Annotated in this window: 18 protein-coding genes; 8 read left to right on the top strand and 10 right to left on the bottom strand. The window is 72.2% G+C overall.

All coding sequences use genetic code 11. From position 1 onward, the window contains the following. Positions 1-19: 19 nt before the first annotated feature. The 5 genes from ACN27A_RS17435 to ACN27A_RS17415 form a co-directional block, all read right to left on the bottom strand. Positions 20-1,279 carry a sugar ABC transporter permease gene (locus tag ACN27A_RS17435; RefSeq protein ID WP_421454714.1) on the bottom strand — a complete coding sequence of 420 codons (1,260 nt, stop codon included), beginning with the start codon at positions 1,277-1,279 and terminating at the stop codon, positions 20-22. After that, positions 1,276-2,100: an ATP-binding cassette domain-containing protein gene (locus ACN27A_RS17430; RefSeq protein ID WP_421454712.1), complete on the bottom strand. Its 825-nt coding sequence runs from the start codon at positions 2,098-2,100 to the stop codon at positions 1,276-1,278. Before ACN27A_RS17430 ends, ACN27A_RS17435 begins: the two co-directional genes overlap by 4 nt. 105 nt (positions 2,101-2,205) lie before the next feature. Then, positions 2,206-3,303 (bottom strand): sugar ABC transporter substrate-binding protein, encoded by a 1,098-nt coding sequence (locus ACN27A_RS17425; RefSeq protein WP_421454710.1) that lies wholly within the window; start codon positions 3,301-3,303, stop codon positions 2,206-2,208. A 193-nt stretch (positions 3,304-3,496) separates the two neighbouring features. Then, entirely contained in the window at positions 3,497-3,976 is a 480-nt protein-coding gene (gene ybaK / locus ACN27A_RS17420; RefSeq protein WP_357580248.1) for a Cys-tRNA(Pro) deacylase, read from the bottom strand. A gap of 97 nt (positions 3,977-4,073) precedes the next feature. After that, entirely contained in the window at positions 4,074-5,297 is a 1,224-nt protein-coding gene (locus ACN27A_RS17415; RefSeq protein WP_421454706.1) for a THUMP-like domain-containing protein, read from the bottom strand. A gap of 249 nt (positions 5,298-5,546) precedes the next feature. Between ACN27A_RS17415 and groES the strand changes: the two genes are divergently transcribed. Both groES and groL read left to right on the top strand, forming a co-directional pair. Next, the gene (gene groES / locus ACN27A_RS17410) at positions 5,547-5,861 is read left to right on the top strand and encodes a co-chaperone GroES (RefSeq protein WP_121399825.1); all 315 of its coding nucleotides are present in this window, start codon (positions 5,547-5,549) and stop codon (positions 5,859-5,861) included. A 70-nt stretch (positions 5,862-5,931) separates the two neighbouring features. Next, the gene (groL, locus tag ACN27A_RS17405) at positions 5,932-7,578 is read left to right on the top strand and encodes a chaperonin GroEL (protein ID WP_421454702.1); all 1,647 of its coding nucleotides are present in this window, start codon (positions 5,932-5,934) and stop codon (positions 7,576-7,578) included. A gap of 183 nt (positions 7,579-7,761) precedes the next feature. Here groL and ACN27A_RS17400 read toward each other — a convergent pair whose 3' ends face one another. After that, the gene (locus tag ACN27A_RS17400) at positions 7,762-8,145 is read right to left on the bottom strand and encodes a WhiB family transcriptional regulator (RefSeq protein WP_089003203.1); all 384 of its coding nucleotides are present in this window, start codon (positions 8,143-8,145) and stop codon (positions 7,762-7,764) included. A 252-nt stretch (positions 8,146-8,397) separates the two neighbouring features. Here ACN27A_RS17400 and ACN27A_RS17395 point away from each other — a divergent pair, with 252 nt between their 5' ends. Next, positions 8,398-9,222, top strand: coding sequence for a LuxR C-terminal-related transcriptional regulator (locus tag ACN27A_RS17395; RefSeq protein ID WP_421454698.1), 825 nt, complete (start codon positions 8,398-8,400; stop codon positions 9,220-9,222). Positions 9,223-9,436: 214 nt separating this feature from the next. Next, complete coding sequence (locus tag ACN27A_RS17390; protein WP_421454697.1) at positions 9,437-9,694, top strand: hypothetical protein; 258 nt, start codon at positions 9,437-9,439, stop codon at positions 9,692-9,694. A gap of 75 nt (positions 9,695-9,769) precedes the next feature. Here ACN27A_RS17390 and ACN27A_RS17385 read toward each other — a convergent pair whose 3' ends face one another. The 3 genes from ACN27A_RS17385 to ACN27A_RS17375 form a co-directional block, all read right to left on the bottom strand. Then, the gene (locus ACN27A_RS17385) at positions 9,770-10,198 is read right to left on the bottom strand and encodes a hypothetical protein (RefSeq protein ID WP_421454694.1); all 429 of its coding nucleotides are present in this window, start codon (positions 10,196-10,198) and stop codon (positions 9,770-9,772) included. Beyond that, positions 10,186-10,512, bottom strand: coding sequence for a hypothetical protein (locus tag ACN27A_RS17380; protein WP_421454692.1), 327 nt, complete (start codon positions 10,510-10,512; stop codon positions 10,186-10,188). The genes ACN27A_RS17385 and ACN27A_RS17380 overlap by 13 nt, the downstream gene beginning before the upstream one ends. A 582-nt stretch (positions 10,513-11,094) precedes the next feature. Continuing rightward, positions 11,095-11,499 carry a DUF5319 domain-containing protein gene (locus ACN27A_RS17375; RefSeq protein ID WP_421454690.1) on the bottom strand — a complete coding sequence of 135 codons (405 nt, stop codon included), beginning with the start codon at positions 11,497-11,499 and terminating at the stop codon, positions 11,095-11,097. Between the two features lie 185 nt (positions 11,500-11,684). On the opposite strand from ACN27A_RS17375, the gene guaB reads away from it, so the two are divergent. The 4 genes from guaB to ACN27A_RS17355 all read left to right on the top strand — a co-directional run bounded on the left by guaB (position 11,685) and on the right by ACN27A_RS17355 (position 17,470). Beyond that, on the top strand, positions 11,685-13,247 hold the full coding sequence (gene guaB / locus ACN27A_RS17370) for an IMP dehydrogenase (RefSeq protein ID WP_311410773.1): 1,563 nt from the start codon (positions 11,685-11,687) through the stop codon (positions 13,245-13,247). Positions 13,248-13,278: 31 nt separating this feature from the next. Next, positions 13,279-14,397: a GuaB3 family IMP dehydrogenase-related protein gene (locus ACN27A_RS17365; RefSeq protein ID WP_311410772.1), complete on the top strand. Its 1,119-nt coding sequence runs from the start codon at positions 13,279-13,281 to the stop codon at positions 14,395-14,397. A 49-nt stretch (positions 14,398-14,446) separates the two neighbouring features. After that, on the top strand, positions 14,447-15,859 hold the full coding sequence (locus ACN27A_RS17360) for a M1 family metallopeptidase (RefSeq protein WP_421454687.1): 1,413 nt from the start codon (positions 14,447-14,449) through the stop codon (positions 15,857-15,859). Positions 15,860-16,012: 153 nt separating this feature from the next. Further along, the gene (locus tag ACN27A_RS17355; RefSeq protein WP_421454684.1) at positions 16,013-17,470 is read left to right on the top strand and encodes a M1 family metallopeptidase; all 1,458 of its coding nucleotides are present in this window, start codon (positions 16,013-16,015) and stop codon (positions 17,468-17,470) included. 6 nt (positions 17,471-17,476) lie between these two features. Here the strand turns inward: ACN27A_RS17355 and ACN27A_RS17350 are convergent, their stop codons facing one another. Beyond that, positions 17,477-18,601 carry an LCP family protein gene (locus ACN27A_RS17350; RefSeq protein WP_421454682.1) on the bottom strand — a complete coding sequence of 375 codons (1,125 nt, stop codon included), beginning with the start codon at positions 18,599-18,601 and terminating at the stop codon, positions 17,477-17,479. Between the last annotated feature and the right edge of the window lie 126 nt (positions 18,602-18,727).

Raw genomic sequence — 18,727 nt, 5'->3', positions numbered from 1 at the left:
CACTTCCGGTGCCGCGCGGTCAGCGGTTGCCGGTGGCGGTGGAACGCCGGCGGGAGAACGCGTCCACGCTGGCGGCGAGCAGCAGCACCACGCCGGTGACCACGTACTTCACCCCCGAGCTGTATCCCATCAGGCCCATCCCGTTGTCGATGACCGCGACGACCGCGCCACCGAGGACGGCGTCGAGCACCCGGCCCTTGCCGCCGAAGAGGCTGGTGCCTCCGATGACGGCCGCGCCGACCGCGTAGAGCAGTACATCACTGCCGCCTGTGTTGGGGTCCACCGAGTTGGCCCGGCTGGCGGCGACGATGCCGCCGACGGCCGCCATCGAGGAGCAGATGACGAAGACCGAGATGCGGATGCGGTCCACGTTGATGCCGGCGCGGCGCGCCGCCTCCTTGTTGCCGCCCACCGCGTAGACGTGCCGGCCGTAGCTGGTGCGCTGGAGCACGAAGGTCCAGAAGACCAGCAGGATCGCGATGATCGGCACCACGATCGGCACGCCCTTGAGCGAGCTGATCACGACGTTGCGGCTGCGCTCCAGGTTGAGGATGAAGACCGCGACGCCGAGGACGAGCGCCAGCCCGCCGATGCGGGCGAAGACCACCGCGATCGGGTCGGTGACCAGGCCCCGGGCGACCCGCGTACGGTGCCGCAGCAGCTGCACGGCCGCGTAGCCGGCGACCGCCACCGCGGCCAGCAGCCAGCCCAGGACGGGCGGGAGGTTGCGGTTGGCGATGGCCACCAGCACCTCGTCGCGGACGGAGATGTTGGCGCCCTCCTCCATGAGCATCAGCACGATGCCCTGGAAGGCGAGGAACCCGGCGAGGGTCACCACGAAGGACGGGATGCCGATCTTCGCGACCAGGAAGCCGAGGATGGTGCCGATCGCCACGCCGGTGACGATCGCGGCGAGCACGGCCACGTACCACGGGTAGCCGAGCACGGTGACCACGTTGGCGAGGACGGCGGCGCAGACGCCGCTGGCGAAGCCGGCGGAGAGGTCGATCTCACCGAGCAGCAGGACGAAGACCAGCCCCATCGCGATCAGCGTGACCGCCGCGCCCTGGGTGAACAGGTTGGCGAAGTTGCCGGCGCTGAGGAACGTCGGCTGCATGATCGAGAAGACCGTGCAGAGCACGACCAGGCCGAGCACGGCGGGCAGCGCCCCGATGTCGCCGCCGCGGACCCGGCCGAGGTAGTTGCGGACGTGGCTGCCGAGGGTGGCCGGCGGTGTGACGGCCGCCGGGCCGTCCTTGTGCACGACGGTGGTGGTCATCGGACGCCTCCTGGGTTGCTGCCGGCCGGCTCCGCGCCGTGCCCGTTGCCGCCGTTGGCCGGCTCGGTGGCGAGCCCGAGCCCGCCGGAGCGGCCGGCGGTGATCAGCTCGACCACCTGCGAGTGGGTGATGTCGGTGGTCTTCACCTGGGCGACCATCTGGCCGAGGTAGAGCGCGGCGATCCGGTCGGAGACGGCGAAGACGTCGTTCATGTTGTGCGAGATGAGCACCACGGCGAGGCCGTTGTCGGCGAGCCGGCGGACCAGTTCGAGCACCTGGGCGGTCTGCGCGACGCCGAGCGCGGCGGTCGGCTCGTCGAGGATGACGAGCCTGCTGTTCCAGAGCACGGCCTTGGCGATCGCCACGGTCTGGCGCTGGCCGCCGGAGAGGCTGGAGACGTGCTGCCGCAGCGACTTCACGGTCCGTACGCTCAGCCCGGCGAGGGTGTCGGCGGCCATCTGCTCCATCGTCGGCTCGTCGAGCACGATGCCGTTGCGCTTCTCCCGGCCGAGGAACATGTTCTGCACGATGTCGAGGTTGTCGCAGAGCGCGAGGTCCTGGTAGACGACCTCGATGCCGAGGGCGGCGGCGTCACGGGGGCTGTTGATGGTCACCGGCCGGCCGTCGAAGCGGAACTCGCCGGCGTCGGTGGGGTAGATGCCGCTGATGCACTTGACGAGGGTCGACTTGCCGGCGCCGTTGTCGCCGACCAGCGCGGTCACCTCGCCCGCGTGGGCGGAGAAGGCGACGTCACGCAGGACCTGGACGGGACCGAAGCTCTTGTCGATCCCGTGTAGTTCCAGCAGGGGGGTTGCGGACACGGGGGGTCTCCTTCAGGTGGAGGGGAGGTCTCGGATCCCGTCCGGCGCGAACCGCCGCCCGGCACAGGTCCGTGCCGGGCGGCGTGCGCGTGGATCGGGTACGGGTCAGCTGATGCCGGCGTCGGCGCAGAGCTTGGCGTACGCCCCGGCGCAGACCTCGTCCTTGGTGACGAAGCCGTCGGCGATGACGTCCTTGACGTTCTCCTTGAAGATCAGCTTCGGGGTCAGCAGGACCGACGGGACGTCCCGGCCGCCCTCCGGGTCCTTGACCGTCTGGCCGGTCTCCTTCTTCTCACCCTTGGCGACCGCGATGGCCAGGTCCGAGGCGGCCTTCGCCTCCTCCTTGATCGCCTTGTAGACGGTCATGCACTGGTCGCCGGAGAGGATGTTCTGCAGGCCCTGCGGGGTGGCGTCCTGGCCGGTCACCGGGACCTTGCCGTTGAGCTTGTTCTTCTTCAACACCGAGATGGCCGCGTTGCCGAGGCCGTCGTTCGCGGCGAGCACGCCATCGATCTTGCCGCGCTGCTGGGTGAGCATCTGCTCGAAGATGGTGGCCGCCTGGGCGTTGTCCCACTCCGGCACGTTCTGGTCCGGGCCCTTGGTGTACTCCTTCGAGTCGAACTTCGGCTTGAGCACCGAGTCGTACCCGTTCTTGAACAGGGTGGCGTTGTTGTCGGTCGGCGAGCCGTTGAGGTACGCCACCACCGGGTTCTTGGCGCCCTTGTCGGTCAGGCACTTGCTCAGGCCCTCGCCCTGGAGCTTGCCGACGACCTCGTTGTCGAAGCTGACGTAGTAGGTGGCCGAGCCGCCCAGCGTGAGCCGGTCGTAGTCGATGGTCGCCACGCCCTGGGACTTCGCCTTGTCGAGCACGGCCTTGCCGGTGCCCGAGTCCAGGTTGACGATCATCAGGGCGGTGACGCCGTTGGTGATCATCTGGTCGGCGATGGTCTGGAACGCCGTCTTGTCGCCCTGGGCGTTCTGGATGTCGTAGTCGACGCCGGCGGCCTTGAACGCCTCCTCCAGGAACTTGCGGTCCGCGCCCTCCCAGCGGGCGGAGGACTTGCTGTCCGGCAGGATCACGCCGATCTTCGGCTTCTTCTCGGTGGAGCCGCCGGCATCGGAACCGGAGTCGTCGCCGCAGGCGGTCAGGCCGCCGGCGGCCAGCAGGCCCACGGCGGCGAAGGTGAGGAAGCCCTTGCGCATCAGCAGGGTCCTTTCGGGGGTGGGGGATGATGTTGGTTTGTTGTGTCCGGCAACGTATTCCGGTTCGCGCCGTGGGCACAAGAGCGCCGAGGTGGCGAGTTTGTTGTCGGCAGTAACAATTCAGCAACGTCCCTGACACCCGGCCGTCGTCCACCGGGGAGCGCTCTCCCGTCGCCGCCGGGAGCGGCGCAGCTCAGCGGGCCGACAGCGGGGCCGTGACCGCCCCGGTGAGGGCGACGAGGTCCTGCGGGGCGAGCTGGAGCTGGAGCCCGCGCCGACCCGCCGAGACGTAGACGGTGGGATGGTCGAGCGCCGACGAGTCGAGCACCGTGGGCAGCCGCCGACGCTGGCCGAGCGGGCTGATCCCGCCGCGCACGTAGCCGGTGGCCCGCTCGGCGACCGCCCGGTCGGCCATGGCGGCCCGCTTACCGCCGACCGCCGCGGCGAGCGCCTTGAGGTCCAGCTCGCCGGTGACCGGCACGACCGCCACCGTCAGCGCGCCGTCGACCTCGGCGACCAGCGACTTGAAGACCCGCTCCGGCGGCACCCCCAGGGCCGCCGCAACCAGCGCGCCGTAGTGGGGCGCGTCCGGGGAGACGTCGTACGGATGGGTGCTGTGGGCGATCTTCCGCTTCGTCAGCAGCGCGGTCGCCGGAGTGCCCTGTCCCGCCATGACGGTCAAGCTAACCCGACCCCGTACGACCCGCGAGTCGAAAAAGGCCGGCCGCCGCCGGCCCGGGTACGGGCCCGCCGCCGGCCGCCCCCGCGCGCTACCCGACCGGCCGGCAGACCAGCACCGTCGGCGCCCCGGCGACCCGGGTCAGCGCCAGGCTGGCCGCCTCGTCCCCGGTCAGCCGCAGGTCCCGGCGGAGCTTCTCCGGCTCCAGGGCGGACCCGCGCTTGAGGATCTCCACCCGCCCGACCCGGCGCTCCCGCAGCAGCGCCCGCAGCCGCTTGAGCGAGAACGGCAGCACGTCGGTGACCTCCAGGCAGCGGGCGAACGGCGTCGGCGTCGGCGCGTCCGCGTAGAGGTAGGCGATGCTCGGGTCCGCCAGCGTCGCGCCCAGCGTCTCGGCCAGCTCCGCGACCAGGTGCGCGCGGACCACCGCCGGGTCGGGGTCGTACAGGAAGCGGCGCGCCGGGCCGACCGGTGCCTCGGCGTCTCCGGAGCCCGTCACCTGATGGCAGGGGACCCTTCCGCTGCCGGAAGCGTCGACAGGGGGCCCTTCCTTACCGCGCAGCAGGGTGGCGCGGCGGGGGACCTGCGCCAGCTCGCCGCACCACAGGGCCGCCTCGACCAGGTCGCCGTCGACGCTCACCCACTCCGCCTCGGCGCCCGCCGGGATCAGCGCGTGGTCGATGCCGGGCGCCACCTTCACGACGGTGTGCGGCACCCGCTCGGCCAGCCCGACGACGAAGTCCCAGGGCGGCGAGTAGGCGTTCGGGTCGAAGATCCGCCGCCCGGTGCCCGCCTTCCGGCGCGCCGGGTCGCAGAACACCCCGTCGACCCGGTCCACGTCGAACGCCGTGGCGTCGCCGCACTCCACCGTGAACAGCTCGGCCAGCCCGGCCGCCTCGGCGTTCGCGGCGGCCATCGCGGCGGTCAGCGGGTCGGCCTCCACGCCGTACACCCGGATGCCGGCGCGGGCGGCGGCGAGCGCGTCCGCGCCGAGGCCGCAGCCGAGGTCGGCGAGGACGCGCACCCCGGCGGCCCGCAGCCGCTCGGCCCGCCGTGCCGCGACGACGCCCCGCGTCGCCTGCTCCAGCCCGGCCCGGGTGAGGAACATCCCCGCCGCCGCCGGCCCGAACTTGCCGACCGCCCGGCGGCGCAGCTCGGCCTGGGTGAGGGCGGCCGACGCCAGGTCGGCCGGCAGCCCGGCGGAGCGGAGCGCGGCCGCCGCGGTCAGCGGATCGCCGCCGGCCACCCGCGCGGCGGCGGCGAGCGCGGCCGACCCCTCGGGCGTACGCAGGGCGGCGAACTGGTCGAGATCCACCCGGTCATTGTGGTCGGCGGACCCGACGCGCCGGCCGGCGGGTTGGCACTCTCCTTGACGGAGTGCTAGCCGAGGAATAACCTGCGATTAGCACTCTCACCCCGAGGGTGCCAGCTTCCGGGCCTCGTGGCCCGGGCGCTGAACGCCAGGCGGACCGGCACCCGCGACGACGGCCCCGCCCGGTGGCATGTGGCAGATTGACGCCGGTCGGCTCGCCGACCGGTAACGAAACCAGTACCCCAGGAGGGTATGCCCGTGACTACCGCGACCAAGGTTGCGATCAAGCCGCTCGAGGACCGGATCCTGGTCCAGGCGAACGAGGCTGAGACCACCACGGCGTCGGGCATCGTGATCCCCGACACCGCCAAGGAGAAGCCGCAGGAGGGCACCGTCCTCGCTGTCGGCCCGGGCCGGATCGACGACAAGGGCAACCGGATCCCGGTTGACGTCTCCGTCGGCGACACCGTCATCTACTCGAAGTACGGCGGCACCGAGGTCAAGTACGCCGGCGAGGAGTACCTGGTGCTCTCCGCCCGCGACGTCCTCGCGGTCATCGAGAAGTAAGCAACCGATCAGTGTCGTCGCCCCGGTCCGGCTCGCCGGGCCGGGGCGACGTCGCTTCGAAGGGACATTCATGGCGAAGATCCTGAGCTTCTCGGACGACGCCCGGCACCTGCTCGAGCACGGTGTCAACGCCCTCGCGGACGCGGTCAAGGTCACCCTCGGCCCGCGCGGGCGCAACGTCGTCCTGGACAAGAAGTTCGGTGTGCCCACGATCACCAACGACGGCGTGACCATCGCCAAGGAGATCGAGCTCACCAACCCCTACGAGAACCTCGGTGCGCAGCTGGTCAAGGAGGTGGCGACCAAGACCAACGACGTCGCCGGCGACGGGACCACCACCGCCACCGTGCTGGCCCAGGCGATGGTCCGCGAGGGCCTGCGCAACGTCACGGCCGGCGCCAACCCGGCCGGCCTCAAGCGGGGCATCGACGCGGCGGCCGCCAAGGTCTCCGAGGCGCTGCTCGGCCGCGCCGTCGAGGTCGCCGACAAGAAGTCGATCGCGCACGTCGCGACGATCTCCGCGCAGGACGCCACGATCGGCGAGCTGATCGCCGAGGCGATGGAGAAGGTCGGCCGCGACGGTGTCATCACCGTCGAGGAGGGCTCCGCCCTGCACACCGAGCTGGACGTGACCGAGGGTCTCCAGTTCGACAAGGGCTTCATCTCGCCCAACTTCGTCACCGACATGGAGTCGCAGGAGTCGGTCCTGGAGGACCCGTACATCCTGATCACGACCCAGAAGATCTCGGCGATCGAGGAGCTGCTGCCGCTGCTGGAGAAGGTCCTCCAGAACAGCAAGCCGCTGCTGATCATCGCCGAGGACGTCGACGGCCAGGCGCTGTCGACGCTGGTGGTCAACTCGATCCGCAAGACCCTCAAGGTCTGCGCGGTCAAGGCCCCCGGCTTCGGTGACCGGCGCAAGGCGATGCTCCAGGACATGGCGATCCTCACCGGCGCCGAGCTGGTCGCGCCCGAGCTGGGCTACAAGCTCGACCAGGTGGGCCTGGAGGTGCTCGGCACCGCCCGGCGCGTGGTGGTCGACAAGGAGAACACCACGGTCGTCGACGGCGGCGGCAAGTCGAGCGAGGTCGCCGACCGGGTCGCGCAGATCCGCAAGGAGATCGAGGCCTCGGACTCCGACTGGGACCGGGAGAAGCTCGCCGAGCGGCTGGCCAAGCTGTCCGGCGGCATCGCGGTCATCAAGGTCGGCGCCGCGACCGAGGTCGAGATGAAGGAGCGCAAGCACCGCATCGAGGACGCGATCGCCGCGACCAAGGCCGCGGTCGAGGAGGGCACCGTCCCCGGCGGCGGCGCCGCCCTGGTGCAGATCCTGCCGGCGCTCGACGACGACCTCGGCTTCACCGGGGACGAGAAGGTCGGCGTCTCGATCGTGCGCAAGTCGCTGGTCGAGCCGCTGCGCTGGATCGCCCAGAACGCCGGCCACGACGGCTACGTCGTGGTGCAGAAGGTCGCCGGCAAGGAGTGGGGCCACGGCCTCGACGCCGCCACCGGCGAGTACGTCGACCTGGCGAAGTCCGGCATCGTCGACCCGGTGAAGGTGACCCGCAACGCGGTCACCAACGCGGCGTCGATCGCCGGCCTGCTGCTCACCACGGAGAGCCTCGTGGTGGAGAAGCCGGAGAAGGCCGAGCCGGCCGCCGCCGGTGGGCACGGCCACAGCCACGGCCACGGCCACCAGCACGGCCCGGGCTTCTGACCCTCGCCGTACGCCCAGTCGGGGCGCACCGTCCGTGTGACGGTGCGCCCCGACGCCTTTCGGCGGGCCAGGGGCGTGACCGGCGGCCGGCCGGTGCCCCGTGGACCGGGGCGGGAACGCCGCGACGCCGCGCCCCCAGGGTGGGGACGCGGCGTCGGGGTGGGCTTCGAGAAGGCGGCCGGTTCAGGCGATCTTGCGCTGGGCGGGGACGGTCGACCGGTGCGGCTGGCCGAGGCGGGCCTCCAGTCGGGCCACGTCGACCCGGCTCTGGCGGCGGTCGGCCAGGTCCTCCCAGCCGACGGCGAGCAGCCGCAGCCGCTCCGACTCGCTGAAGCCGCCCCAGACGCCGTACGGCTCGCGCACGGCGAGGGCGTGGGCGGCGCACTCGGCCCGCACGGGGCAGGCGCGGCAGACGGCCTTCGCGCCGGACTCCCGGCGCAGGCGGGACGAGCCACGCTCGCCGTCCGGGTGGAAGAACTGCGCGCTGTCCCGGCCCCGGCAGGCACCGAGCCGCTGCCAGTCCCAGAGGTCGACGATGGGTCCGGGCAGTCTGCGTACGTTCGACATCAGCACCCCTCCTCCCGCGCGGCACCGCGCAGATCCTGGTGAATCGGCGTCCGGGCGACGGTCCGCGCAGGCGCGCCGTTTCCGGCCTGGGACCTCCGTACCCGAGCTGTCGCCGGCTCACACACCTGTGATCGAAAACTTCCGGCAACTAGCGGCATATGCCCCACTTGTCGGAAAAGTTCGGAGGATTGCCCGAACCCCCTCGCGACCCGACCCGGTCATGGTCTGCTCTTGGACGGAGAGGAGACCACTGTGCGTACGGTTCTCGTGTGCGTTCGGACACCGCTCGCGGCGCAGCATCTGGCGTCCGCGGCGGCACGGCTCGGGCTGTCCGCCGTGGTGCGGACGGCTGTCTCCGATCCCGAGGTGATGTTGCGGCTGGCCGAGCGCCCGGCCGACGTGGTGCTCGCGGACACGGCCCTCACCCGGCCGGACAGCGCGGGCTTCGTCCGGCGGGTGCTCGCCCGCGCGCCGCAGGCCTCCGTGCTGCTGCTCGGCACGGAGGAGCCGGAGGCCGCCGCGGCCACCATCAGCGCGGGTGCCCGGGGCCTCATCCAGGGCGTCGACCAGGACCTGACCAGCGCGGTGGCCAAGGCCCTGCTGCTGCTCTCCTCGCCCGGCCGGGCGGCCCGACGCCCGGCCACCGACCCGGCCCGGGACACCGCTGCGGTCGGCGGTCCCGCCCGTACCGGCCCGGCCGGCCGGTCGCCGGCCGAACCGGGGTCCGGCTGGCAGACGACGGGCCCCGACGGTCCGGGTGGCACCCCGACGGTGGTGCCGGCGCAGCGCGGCGACGACCCGGCCGAGCCCGCCGACGAGCCGGCCGAGGCCACGCCCCCCGGGCGGCGTTCCGGGCCCGGCCCGCGCGGCGGCCGGTCCCAGGTCGGGCTCACCGAACGCGAACTCCAGGTGCTGCTGGGCATGGCGGAGGGCAAGAGCAACGCCGAGATCGGCCGGGAGCTGTTCGTCTCGGAGGACACCGTGAAGACCCACGCCCGGCGGCTGTTCCGCAAGCTCGGCGCGCGGGACCGCGCGCACGCGGTGGCGGCCGGCTTCCGCGCCGGCCTGGTGGCCTGAGTCGCACTCCGCGGCGCTGCGGCGAGTCGTCCGTGGACCGGACCCGCAGGCCGGAGGGTGCCGGGGCGTGCGGGGCGTGCCGAGGCGACGAGATATTCAAGGTCATCATCCGTACGCCGAGCCGTGGCGCCCCTTATCGAATGGTCACCAGGGTACGATGGGTCGTCGAGAATTGCCGAGGAGGCGCTCTACCTCTTGCAGAAGCGGATTGCGAATGGCTGGTCGCAGCTTCTTGAATGACAGCGGACGCGGAAAGGTCTCGTTGACGAAGAAGATTGTCGGAGCATCGCTTGCTGCCGCAGGGCTGCTGGTTGCCGGCATCGCCATCTCCGGAGCCCTCCCGGATGCCGGGGGAGGGGTCAGCGTCCACGAGGTGGACGATTCTCCGCAGGACGTCCGCGAGGTCTGGACGCCGGAACGCCTCGAGGACGCCGAGCTGTCGAACCCGATGCCGGGGATCACGAAGGACTAGGCCGACGGTCCTGCGTCCGACCGCGCCGTGGGGACCTGCCCGAGGGATCGGGCAGGTCCCCACATGTCGTCGTGGTCAGCTGTTGACGGCGTTGATGATGGAGACCGCCGTGCTGCCGTGGTTGGCAGAGAACATGTAGTTGTCGATGTAGTTCCCGTTGCTGTTGACGTTGCGATGGCTGTTGACGCCGACGATCCGGGGGCCGCCGCTCGTCCCGATGCCGGCCGCCATGGGCCCGCCGCTCGACCCACCGCCCATGTCGCAGTTCATCCTCAGCCGGTCGTCAAGGGGGTTGAGGTTCGCGGCGTCGACGATGTTCCCCTCGCAGAACATCATGTATTCGCCGTCTGCGAAGTCGGAGTCGGGCCTGTTGTAGCCGATCACCGGGTAGCCATACGAGCGGGCGTTGGTGAACGCGGTCCCTCCACCGAACGTGTAGCCCCAGCCTCCGACCCGGCCCTGGAGGTCCAGCCCGTCCTCCGGAACGACGATCATGGCTCCCATGTCGGAGTCCTTAGGTCGGCGCCGTTGATCCAGTCGTTGGACGCGATGATGCTGAGTCCGAAGTACCAGCCGAACGGGTCGGACCCGTTCGAGTACGCCGGGATGAAGACGTGGTTGGCGAACCATCCCGCGTCACCGCCTGACCCCTGGTGAAGGCAGTGGGCCGCCGTCCACACGGCGTTCCTCGTGGTGGAGGTGATGGAGGTCCCGCTACAGGAGGAAAACTCCGTCTCGGCCTGGTTGGAGAAGAAGATGCGGCCCACCGCCGACTGCGGCTGGACGTAGGAGTTGGAGACGCGCTGGGAGACGCTCACCGCGAGGGGCGAGATCGAGGACGAGGACGAGGGCCGGGGCGCCCAGTTGTCCGTGGCACCGCGTGGGCCGTGGCCGTCGGAGCCGTCTCCGCCTTCGCCCGGGGGGCTTCCGCTCCGGGCTTCGGCGCGGCGCCGGGGCGGACCACGGGGGTGTCGGCGGGATTCCTGGCCGCTCTCTCGAGGCGTTCGGGGGTCCAGAACGCACGGAGCGCCTGAGGGGTTCTCCGGTCGGCCTGCGTCCTGACGGTGACGTCGGCCCGCTCGACCCGCTCCTGTTCCGGCGCCGCCGTGGCGGGGCGGGAACGAGCAGCGCGCCGGCGATCATGGCGGCTGCCGCCACGACGGGGAGGATCAACTGCCTCTTCGGACGATGCGTGAGTGGCTGATGCAGGAACTCTCCGATCGGGGGTCGGCGCGTCCGCGGGCAGCCACACGGAGAGGACTCCGAGTGCCCCCGCAGACGCTTCTCAACTCGGCCCAACCACCTCAACATTCCGCCAGGCATCGATCAACGGAGATATGGAAACCGTGAAGTGGATCACGGAAAGCTACCGCATGATGACCTTGGGTGATGTTCTCCGCTCAGCGATCGGGCTCCTCGTCGGTGCCCTCGGTCAGCGTGTCGTGCACCCCGTCGGCGTAGCCGCGGGCGTAGTCCCAGGTGACGTAGTGGTCCGGGTCGGGGTCGTAGGCCGGCTCGTGCACCCGGGGGCGCCCCGAGCTGAGCAGGTGGCGCAGGTTTCCCCGCAGCAGGTCCCAGTCGAAGTAGTGCGGCTCCCGGCAGTCCTCGCACTCGATGACCAGCCCGCGCACCCCGATCGGCGCCAGCAGCGCCTGGTAGATCTCCAGGTCGGCGAGATCCTCCAGCACGTCCTGACGCTCGACGTCGGTCAGCGGGTCGAGCGGGGCGTCGTCGCCCGGATCGTGCAGGCCGGCGGCCGGATCAGCCGGGTCGCCGTTGAAGGGGTCGATGGGCTCGTCGTGCACCCCCTCACCGTAGACCCAACGCCAGGGCCGCGTCCGCCCCCGCCACCGGTGACCTGGGCTGCCACCGCCCGGGGACGGCCCGTGCCGGTGGGTACGATGGGACGACGCGCCCGTCACCCGGCGTGTGCCGGTGCCCGCCCGCGCCACCTCGCTGAAGCCCGTCCGAGCAGCTCAGGGGAGCAATCGTGGAATTTTCGCCCAGCACCGATCTACCGGCCGGCGCCGACAGCGGCGAGCTGGGCGGCCACCTGCCGGAGCTGCCCGCCGGCTCCGCCCGGGTGGTTCCGCTCGGATTGACCTTCGACGACGTGCTGCTCCAGCCGGGCGAGTCGGACGTCGTGCCCAGCCGGGTCAACACGGTGACGAAGCTGACCCGCAACATCAGCCTGAGCATCCCGCTGCTCTCCAGCGCGATGGACACGGTGACCGAAGCCCGGATGGCGATCGCCATGGCCCGCCAGGGCGGCATCGGCGTGCTGCACCGCAACCTCTCCCTGGAGGACCAGGCGCTCCAGGTCGACCTGGTGAAGCGCTCCGAGTCCGGCATGATCACCAACCCGGTGACCGCCAGCCCCGACGACACCCTGCGCGACGTCGACGCCCTCTGCGGGCGCTACCGCATCTCCGGCGTGCCCGTCGTGGACGGCGAGGGCCAGCTCGTCGGCATCGTCACCAACCGCGACATGCGGTTCGTCTCCGACCCGGCCACCCCGGTCCACCAGATCATGACCCGTACCCCGCTGGTCACCGCCCCGGTCGGGGTGCGCAAGGAGGACGCGCTCGACCTGCTGCGCCAGCACAAGGTCGAGAAGCTGCCGATCGTCGACGACTCGGGCCGGCTGCGCGGCCTGATCACGGTCAAGGACTTCACCAAGAGCGAGCAGTACCCGAACGCCACCAAGGACGACGCCGGCCGGCTGCGGGTCGCCGCCGCCGTCGGGGTGGGCGACGACGCCTACAAGCGGGCGCGGGCGCTGGTGGACGCGGGCGTCGACGTGCTGATCGTGGACACCGCGCACGGCCACCAGCGGGCGGTGCTGGAGATGGTCGCCCAGCTCAAGAAGGACGTCACCATCGACATCGTCGGCGGCAACGTCGCCACCTACGCCGGCGCCCGGGCGCTGGTCGAGGCGGGCGCCGACGGCGTGAAGGTCGGCGTCGGGCCGGGCGCGATCTGCACCACCCGGATCGTCGCCGGGGTGGGCGTACCGCAGATCACCGCGATCATGGAGGCCGCGCGGGCCGCGCGGCCGGCCGGCGTCCCGGTCATCGGCGACGGCGGCATCCAATACTCTGGCGACATCGCCAAGGCGCTCGTCGCGGGCGCCGACACGGTGATGCTCGGCAGCCTGCTGGCCGGCTGCGAGGAGAGCCCCGGCGAGCTGATCTTCATCAACGGCAAGCAGTACAAGGCCTACCGGGGCATGGGCTCGCTCGGCGCGATGCAGTCCCGGGGCCAGGGCAAGTCCTACTCCAAGGACCGCTACTTCCAGCAGGACGTGCTCGCCGAGGACAAGCTGGTCCCCGAGGGCGTGGAGGGCCAGGTGCCCTACCGGGGCCCGCTGTCCGCGGTCGCCCACCAGCTCACCGGTGGGCTGCGCGCGGCGATGGGGTACGTCGGCGCGGAGAGCATCCCCGAGCTGCACCGCCGCGGGCAGCTCATCCGGATCACGGCGGCGGGGCTCAAGGAGAGCCACCCGCACGACATCCAGATGACGGTCGAGGCGCCCAACTACCACTCCCGCTGACCATCCCCCCCTGCGACAACTGGAGTCCCCCATGCGTGACGTGGTCGAGATCGGGCTGGGCAAGACCGCGCAGCGCGGTTACCACCTGGACGACATCGCCATCGTGCCGAGCCGCCGGACCCGGGACGTCGACGACGTCTCCACCGCCTGGCAGCTCGACGCGTACCAGTTCGGCATCCCCTGCGTCGGGCACCCGTCGGACGCGACGATGAGCCCGGCCTCCGCCGTCCGGCTCGGCCAGCTCGGCGGCCTCGGCGTGCTCAACGTCGAGGGCCTGTGGACCCGCTACGAGAACCCGACCAAGGTCCTGGAGGAGCTGTCCGGGCTCGACGAGGACGCCCGCGCCACCAAGCGGCTCCAGGAGGTCTACGCGGAGCCGATCCGCCCCGACCTGATCGCCGAGCGGGTCCGCGAGCTGCGCGCCGGCGGCGGCACCGTGGCGGTGCGGGTCTCCCCGCAGCACACCCTGGCGCTGGCCCCGGTGATCCTCGACGCCGGCGTCGACATCCTCGTCATCCAGGGCACCATCGTCTCCGCCGAGCACGTCTCGACCACCGACGAGCCGCTCAACCTCAAGGAGTTTATCGCCGACCTGGACCTCCCGGTCGTCGTCGGCGGCTGCACCGACTACAAGACCGCGCTGCACCTGATGCGTACGGGGGCGGCCGGCGTCATCGTCGGCATCGGCGGCGACGAGTGGTCCACCACCGAGTCGGTGCTGGGCATCCGGGTGCCGATGGCGACCGCGATCGCCGACGCGGCGGCAGCCCGCCGGGACTACCTCGACGAGACCGGCGGCCGGTACGTGCACCTGATCGCCGACGGCGACATCCAGACCTCGGGCGACATCGCCAAGGCGCTCGGCTGCGGCGCCGACGCGGTGATGCTCGGCGAGCCGCTGTCGCTCTGCGCCGAGGCGCCGGCCGGTGGCGCCTGGTGGCACTCCGCCGCCAGCCACCCGTCGCTGCCCCGGGGCGCGTTCGAGACCGCCGGCGACCCGCTCGGCTCGATGGAGCAGCTGCTCTTCGGCCCGGCCGACGAGCCGGACGGCCAGCTCAACCTCTTCGGCGGCCTGCGCCGCGCGATGGCCAAGTGCGGCTACCGCGACCTGAAGGAGTTTCAGAAGGTCGGCCTGGTCCTCGACCGCTGACCTGCGCAAGCAGCACCACCCGCACCGGCCGCGCCGATAGGCTCGGCCGGTGCGTCGTACCCGCCGTCGGATCCGCCCCGCGCTCGCCGTCGCCGTCGTCGCGGCCCTGGTGTTCGCGGCCTGCACCGACGGCGGCGACGAGCGGGGCGGCTTCCGGCCCGGGGCGGCCGACCTCGGCGACCCGTACGTCCCGGGGGCCGGCAACGGCGGCTACGACGTCGCGGGCTACCGGCTCGCGGTGCGCTACGACCCGGCGACCGACCGGCTCGCCGGGCGGGCCGCGCTGACGGCCACCGCGACCACCGGGCTGTCCCGGTTCAACCTGGACCTCGCCGGGCTGGACGTGTCGCGGGTGGCCGTCGACGGCCGACCGGCCGGGTCCGCCCGCGACGGCGACGAGCTGGTGGTCACCCCGCGCGACGGCCTTGCCCGGGGCGCCCGGTTCGTCGTCGAGGTGGACTACTCCGGCGTGCCGGCGGCCAGGGCCGACGGGCAGCTCGGCAGCGGCGGCTTCCTGCACACCGACGACGGCGCGATCGCCCTCGGCCAGCCCTGGTCGGCGGCCACCTGGTTCCCGGTCAACGACCACCCGTCCGACAAGGCCACGTACGACGTCGAGGTGACCGTCCCGGACGGGCTGGCCGCGCTGAGCAACGGGGTGCCGGGGGAGCGGACCAGCGCCGGTGGCTGGACCACCTGGCGCTGGGCCGAGCGGTCGCCGATGGCCAGCTACCTCACGACCCTGGTGATCGGCGACTACCGGGTGCGCAGCGGCACGCACGCCGGTAAGCCGATGGTCACGGCGGTGCCGGCGAGCCTGCCGGAGAACGGGCCGGAGGCCGCCTCGCTGGCCCGCACCGGCGAGATCGCCGACTTCCTGGCCAGCCGCTTCGGGCCGTACCCGTTCGACTCCTACGGCGGCGTCGTGGTCACCGACGCCCGGATCGGCTACGCGCTGGAGACCCAGTCCCGGCCGGTCTACGGGCCGGGCTTCTTCCGTGGCGGGCGACCCAACCCGGGAGTGGTCGCGCACGAGCTGGCCCACCAGTGGTTCGGCAACAGCGTGGCGCTGAGCCGGTGGAGCGACATCTGGCTCAACGAGGGTTTCGCCAGCTACGCGGAGTGGCTGTGGGAGGAGCACGACGGCGGTCGCACCGCGCAGCGCAACTTCGAGCTGGAGTACGCCGCGACCGACTGGTCCCGGCCGTCCGTCGACCCCGGACGGTCCCGGTTGTTCGGCGCGGCCGTCTACAAGCGCGGCGCGCTCGCCGTGCACGCGCTGCGCCGCACGGTCGGCGACGAGACGTTCTTCCGCGTGCTGCGGACCTGGACGGCCGAGCGGCGCGACGGCAACGCCACCACCGACGACCTGATCGCCCTGGCCGAGCGGGTCGCCGGCAAGCCCCTGCGCCCGTTCTTCGACGCCTGGCTCGTCGGCGGGAGCGCCCCCGCCCTGCCCTGACGCGGCTGCCCGTCGGCGCTCGGTAGGCTGCGGCCGGACCCGGCGGCACCGCCTGCCCGCCCGCCCCGTGCGGCGGGGCCGGCGGCACCGGCCGGCGCGGGTCCACCACGCTCGCCGGTGGGGCAGCCGGCGACGCAGGGAGGAGAAGAGGCGATGACGCTGTCGCGGCGGACGCTGTGCGCGGGCACCGGCCTGCTACTGGCCGGCATGCTGGGGCTGGCCGGCTGCGGGTCGGCCGAGGAACCGGTTCCGGCCCCGAGCTCGGCCGCGCCGGCCGCGCCGCGCCAGTTCCTCCTCGGGGCGGCCGGCGCCGGCGACGCCTACTTCCCGACCTACGGCAACGGCGGGTACGACGTCAGCCGCTACACGGTCAAGGTGCGCTACGACCCGGCGGAGGACCGGTTGACCGGAAACACCACCGTGCAGGCGGCGGCGACCGGCGACCTGTCCGCGTTCAACCTGGACCTGGCCGGGCTGACCGTGCGGTCCGTGACTGTGGACGGGGCCCCGGCGAAGCACGGCCGCAAGGGCGACGAGCTGGTCGTGACCCCTGCCCGTGGCCTGATCGCGGGCAACGGCTTCGTCGTCGAGATCGCGTACGACGGCAAGCCGGAGCCGCTGCGCAACGAGGTCCTCGGCAGCGGCGGCTTCCTGCACACCGACGAGGGGGCGATCGCGCTCGGCCAGCCCGAGTCGGCGAGCACGTGGTTCCCCGTCAACGACCATCCCTCGGACAAGGCCACCTACGACTTCGAGATCACCGTGCCGAAGGGGCTGACGGCGGTCAGCAACGGTGTGCCGGCGGGAAAGAGCACGACCGGCGACTGGACCACCTGGAAGTGGGCCGAGCGCAGCCCGATGGCGAGCTACCTGAGCACCGTGGTCATCGGGAAGTTCCGGATCACCGAGGGCGAGCACAAGGGACGGCCGGTGTTCCACGCGGTCACCACCGACCTGCCCTCGGGCGCGGCGGACCGGTCGATCGCCGACACGGTCAAGGTGACCGACTACCTGGAGAGCGTCTTCGGGCCGTACCCGTTCGAGGCGTACGGCGGCGTGGTGATCTCCGACGCCCGGATCCGGTACGCCCTGGAGACGCAGAGCCGCCCGGTCTACTCCGCGAGCTTCTTCTCCCGCGGCGAGAACACGGCCGTGGTCGCCCACGAGATGGCGCACCAGTGGTTCGGCAACAGCGTGTCGTTGGCGAGGTGGCAGGACATCTGGCTCAACGAGGGCCTGGCCACGTACGCCGAGTGGCTGTGGGCCGAGCACGACGGCGGGCGCACCGCCCAGCAGGAGTTCGACGACCGGTACGCGGGCTCCTCGGGCCAGGTGTGGCGGACGCCGCCGGGCGAGCCGGGGGTGCCGAACCTGTTCAGCGAGTCGGTCTACCAGCGCGGCGGGATGACCGTGCACGCGCTGCGGGTGGCCGTCGGCGACAAGGCGTTCTTCGAGATCCTGAAGACCTGGGCGGCGCAGAAGCGCGACGCGAACGCGACCACGGCCGAGTTCGTCGCGCTGGCCGAGCGGGTCTCGGGCAAGCAGCTCGACGACCTCTTCGAGGCGTGGCTGTACGGCAAGCAGCGGCCGGACCGTCCCGAGCGGATGTGACGGCGCTCAGCGCGTGACGCGCAGCTTCGGGTTGGCGGCGAGGTAGGCGTCGGCCCGGCCGGCGCGCAGCTCGGTGAGGAACTTCCGCCCGGTCTGCGTGAGCTCCTCGCCCCGGTAGGCGCTGCCCCTGCCGACGCCCGCGCCGGGCAGGTCGACCAGCACGAACCTCTCCGGCGTGAGCCCGCCGAGGGCGTACGCGACGTCCACGACGCGCGGCCCGCCCGCGTAGACCAGGGTGTCGCCGAGCGCGTCGACCACCTGCTGGACGCGTTCCGGCTGCCGGGCCAGGTCCTCGCCGAGGATCTTCGTGGCCAGCGCCTTGATCAGCTGCTGCTGGTGGCGCTGCCGGGCGTAGCCGCCGCCGGTGGTGTAGCGCTGCCGGGCGTAGTCCAGCGCCTGCCAGCCGGTGAGGTGCCGCTCGCCCTTCTCGTAGACCATCTGTGGCCCGGTGTAGCCGCCACCGCCCGGCGCGGGCTCCCGGTGCCGGCCGTCGGGGCGGCGGTGCAGCGAGACCACCCGCTGGTCGACGTAGAGGTCCACCCCGCCGAGGCTGTCCACGAGCCGGTCGAAGCCGTTGAAGGTGAGCACCGCGCCGGCGTCGAAGCGCAGCCCCGTGTAGCCGCTGACCGTGCTGCGCAGCAGCTCGTACCCCTGGGCGGTGCTCGGCTGCTTCGGCTTGCCGGGCACCCGGCTGCCGTAGCTCATCGCGTGGGTGAGCTTGGTCCTGCCGCCGCGGTAGCCGGCCTTCGGGAAGGCCGGGATGTCGACCAGCAGGTCGCGGGGGAGGGAGAAGAGGTACGCCCGGTCGAGTCCCTTCGGCACGTGCAGCACCAGCACGGCGTCGCCGTGCGGCTCCCAGCCCGGCACGCTGACCCGGGTGTCCACCCCGACGAGCAGGAGGTTGAGCGGGCCGGTGATGCCGGCGCCCGGCGTCGCGGTCGGGCTCGGGCTCGGGGTGGGGCTTGCCTGCGGCGTCCCGGTGGAGCCCGTCGGCCCGATCGCGCGCCGCGGCCCGTCGTCGCGGACGAGCCGGGTGACCACCAGGGCGCCCACGGCCACCAGGACCACCGCCGCCAGGGCGGCCAGCCCCAGCACCCATCGTGGGCGTGGTGCCCCTGTCCGCTGAGTCATGCGACACCCCCGGTGATGACAACGCCTCGACGGGGGCGCCGGGTTGTGGGCGGGCGCCTCCGGGATCGTGGACCGGAGCATGATCCCGCGAAATCGGGCGCTGGCGCGATGGCTACCGAGCGGTAA

This window comes from Micromonospora sp. WMMD737 (genome assembly GCF_049179055.1).
Lineage (GTDB): Bacteria > Actinomycetota > Actinomycetes > Mycobacteriales > Micromonosporaceae > Micromonospora > Micromonospora reichwaldensis.
Note: the sequence above shows the minus strand (reverse complement) of the source record. Positions and strands in the feature narration are given on the sequence as shown.

Bases quoted from the DNA above. Each gene is read 5' to 3' on its own strand.
- ACN27A_RS17435 (WP_421454714.1), bottom strand. From the start codon at position 1,279: ATGACCACCACCGTCGTGCACAAGGACGGCCCGGCGGCCGTCACACCG.
- ACN27A_RS17425 (WP_421454710.1), bottom strand. From the start codon at position 3,303: ATGCGCAAGGGCTTCCTCACCTTCGCCGCCGTGGGCCTGCTGGCCGCC.
- ybaK (WP_357580248.1), bottom strand. From the start codon at position 3,976: ATGGCGGGACAGGGCACTCCGGCGACCGCGCTGCTGACGAAGCGGAAG.
- groES (WP_121399825.1), top strand. From the start codon at position 5,547: ATGCCCGTGACTACCGCGACCAAGGTTGCGATCAAGCCGCTCGAGGAC.
- groL (WP_421454702.1), top strand. From the start codon at position 5,932: ATGGCGAAGATCCTGAGCTTCTCGGACGACGCCCGGCACCTGCTCGAG.
- ACN27A_RS17400 (WP_089003203.1), bottom strand. From the start codon at position 8,145: ATGTCGAACGTACGCAGACTGCCCGGACCCATCGTCGACCTCTGGGAC.
- ACN27A_RS17390 (WP_421454697.1), top strand. From the start codon at position 9,437: ATGGCTGGTCGCAGCTTCTTGAATGACAGCGGACGCGGAAAGGTCTCG.
- ACN27A_RS17385 (WP_421454694.1), bottom strand. From the start codon at position 10,198: ATGGGAGCCATGATCGTCGTTCCGGAGGACGGGCTGGACCTCCAGGGC.
- ACN27A_RS17365 (WP_311410772.1), top strand. From the start codon at position 13,279: ATGCGTGACGTGGTCGAGATCGGGCTGGGCAAGACCGCGCAGCGCGGT.
- ACN27A_RS17355 (WP_421454684.1), top strand. From the start codon at position 16,013: ATGACGCTGTCGCGGCGGACGCTGTGCGCGGGCACCGGCCTGCTACTG.
- ACN27A_RS17350 (WP_421454682.1), bottom strand. From the start codon at position 18,601: ATGACTCAGCGGACAGGGGCACCACGCCCACGATGGGTGCTGGGGCTG.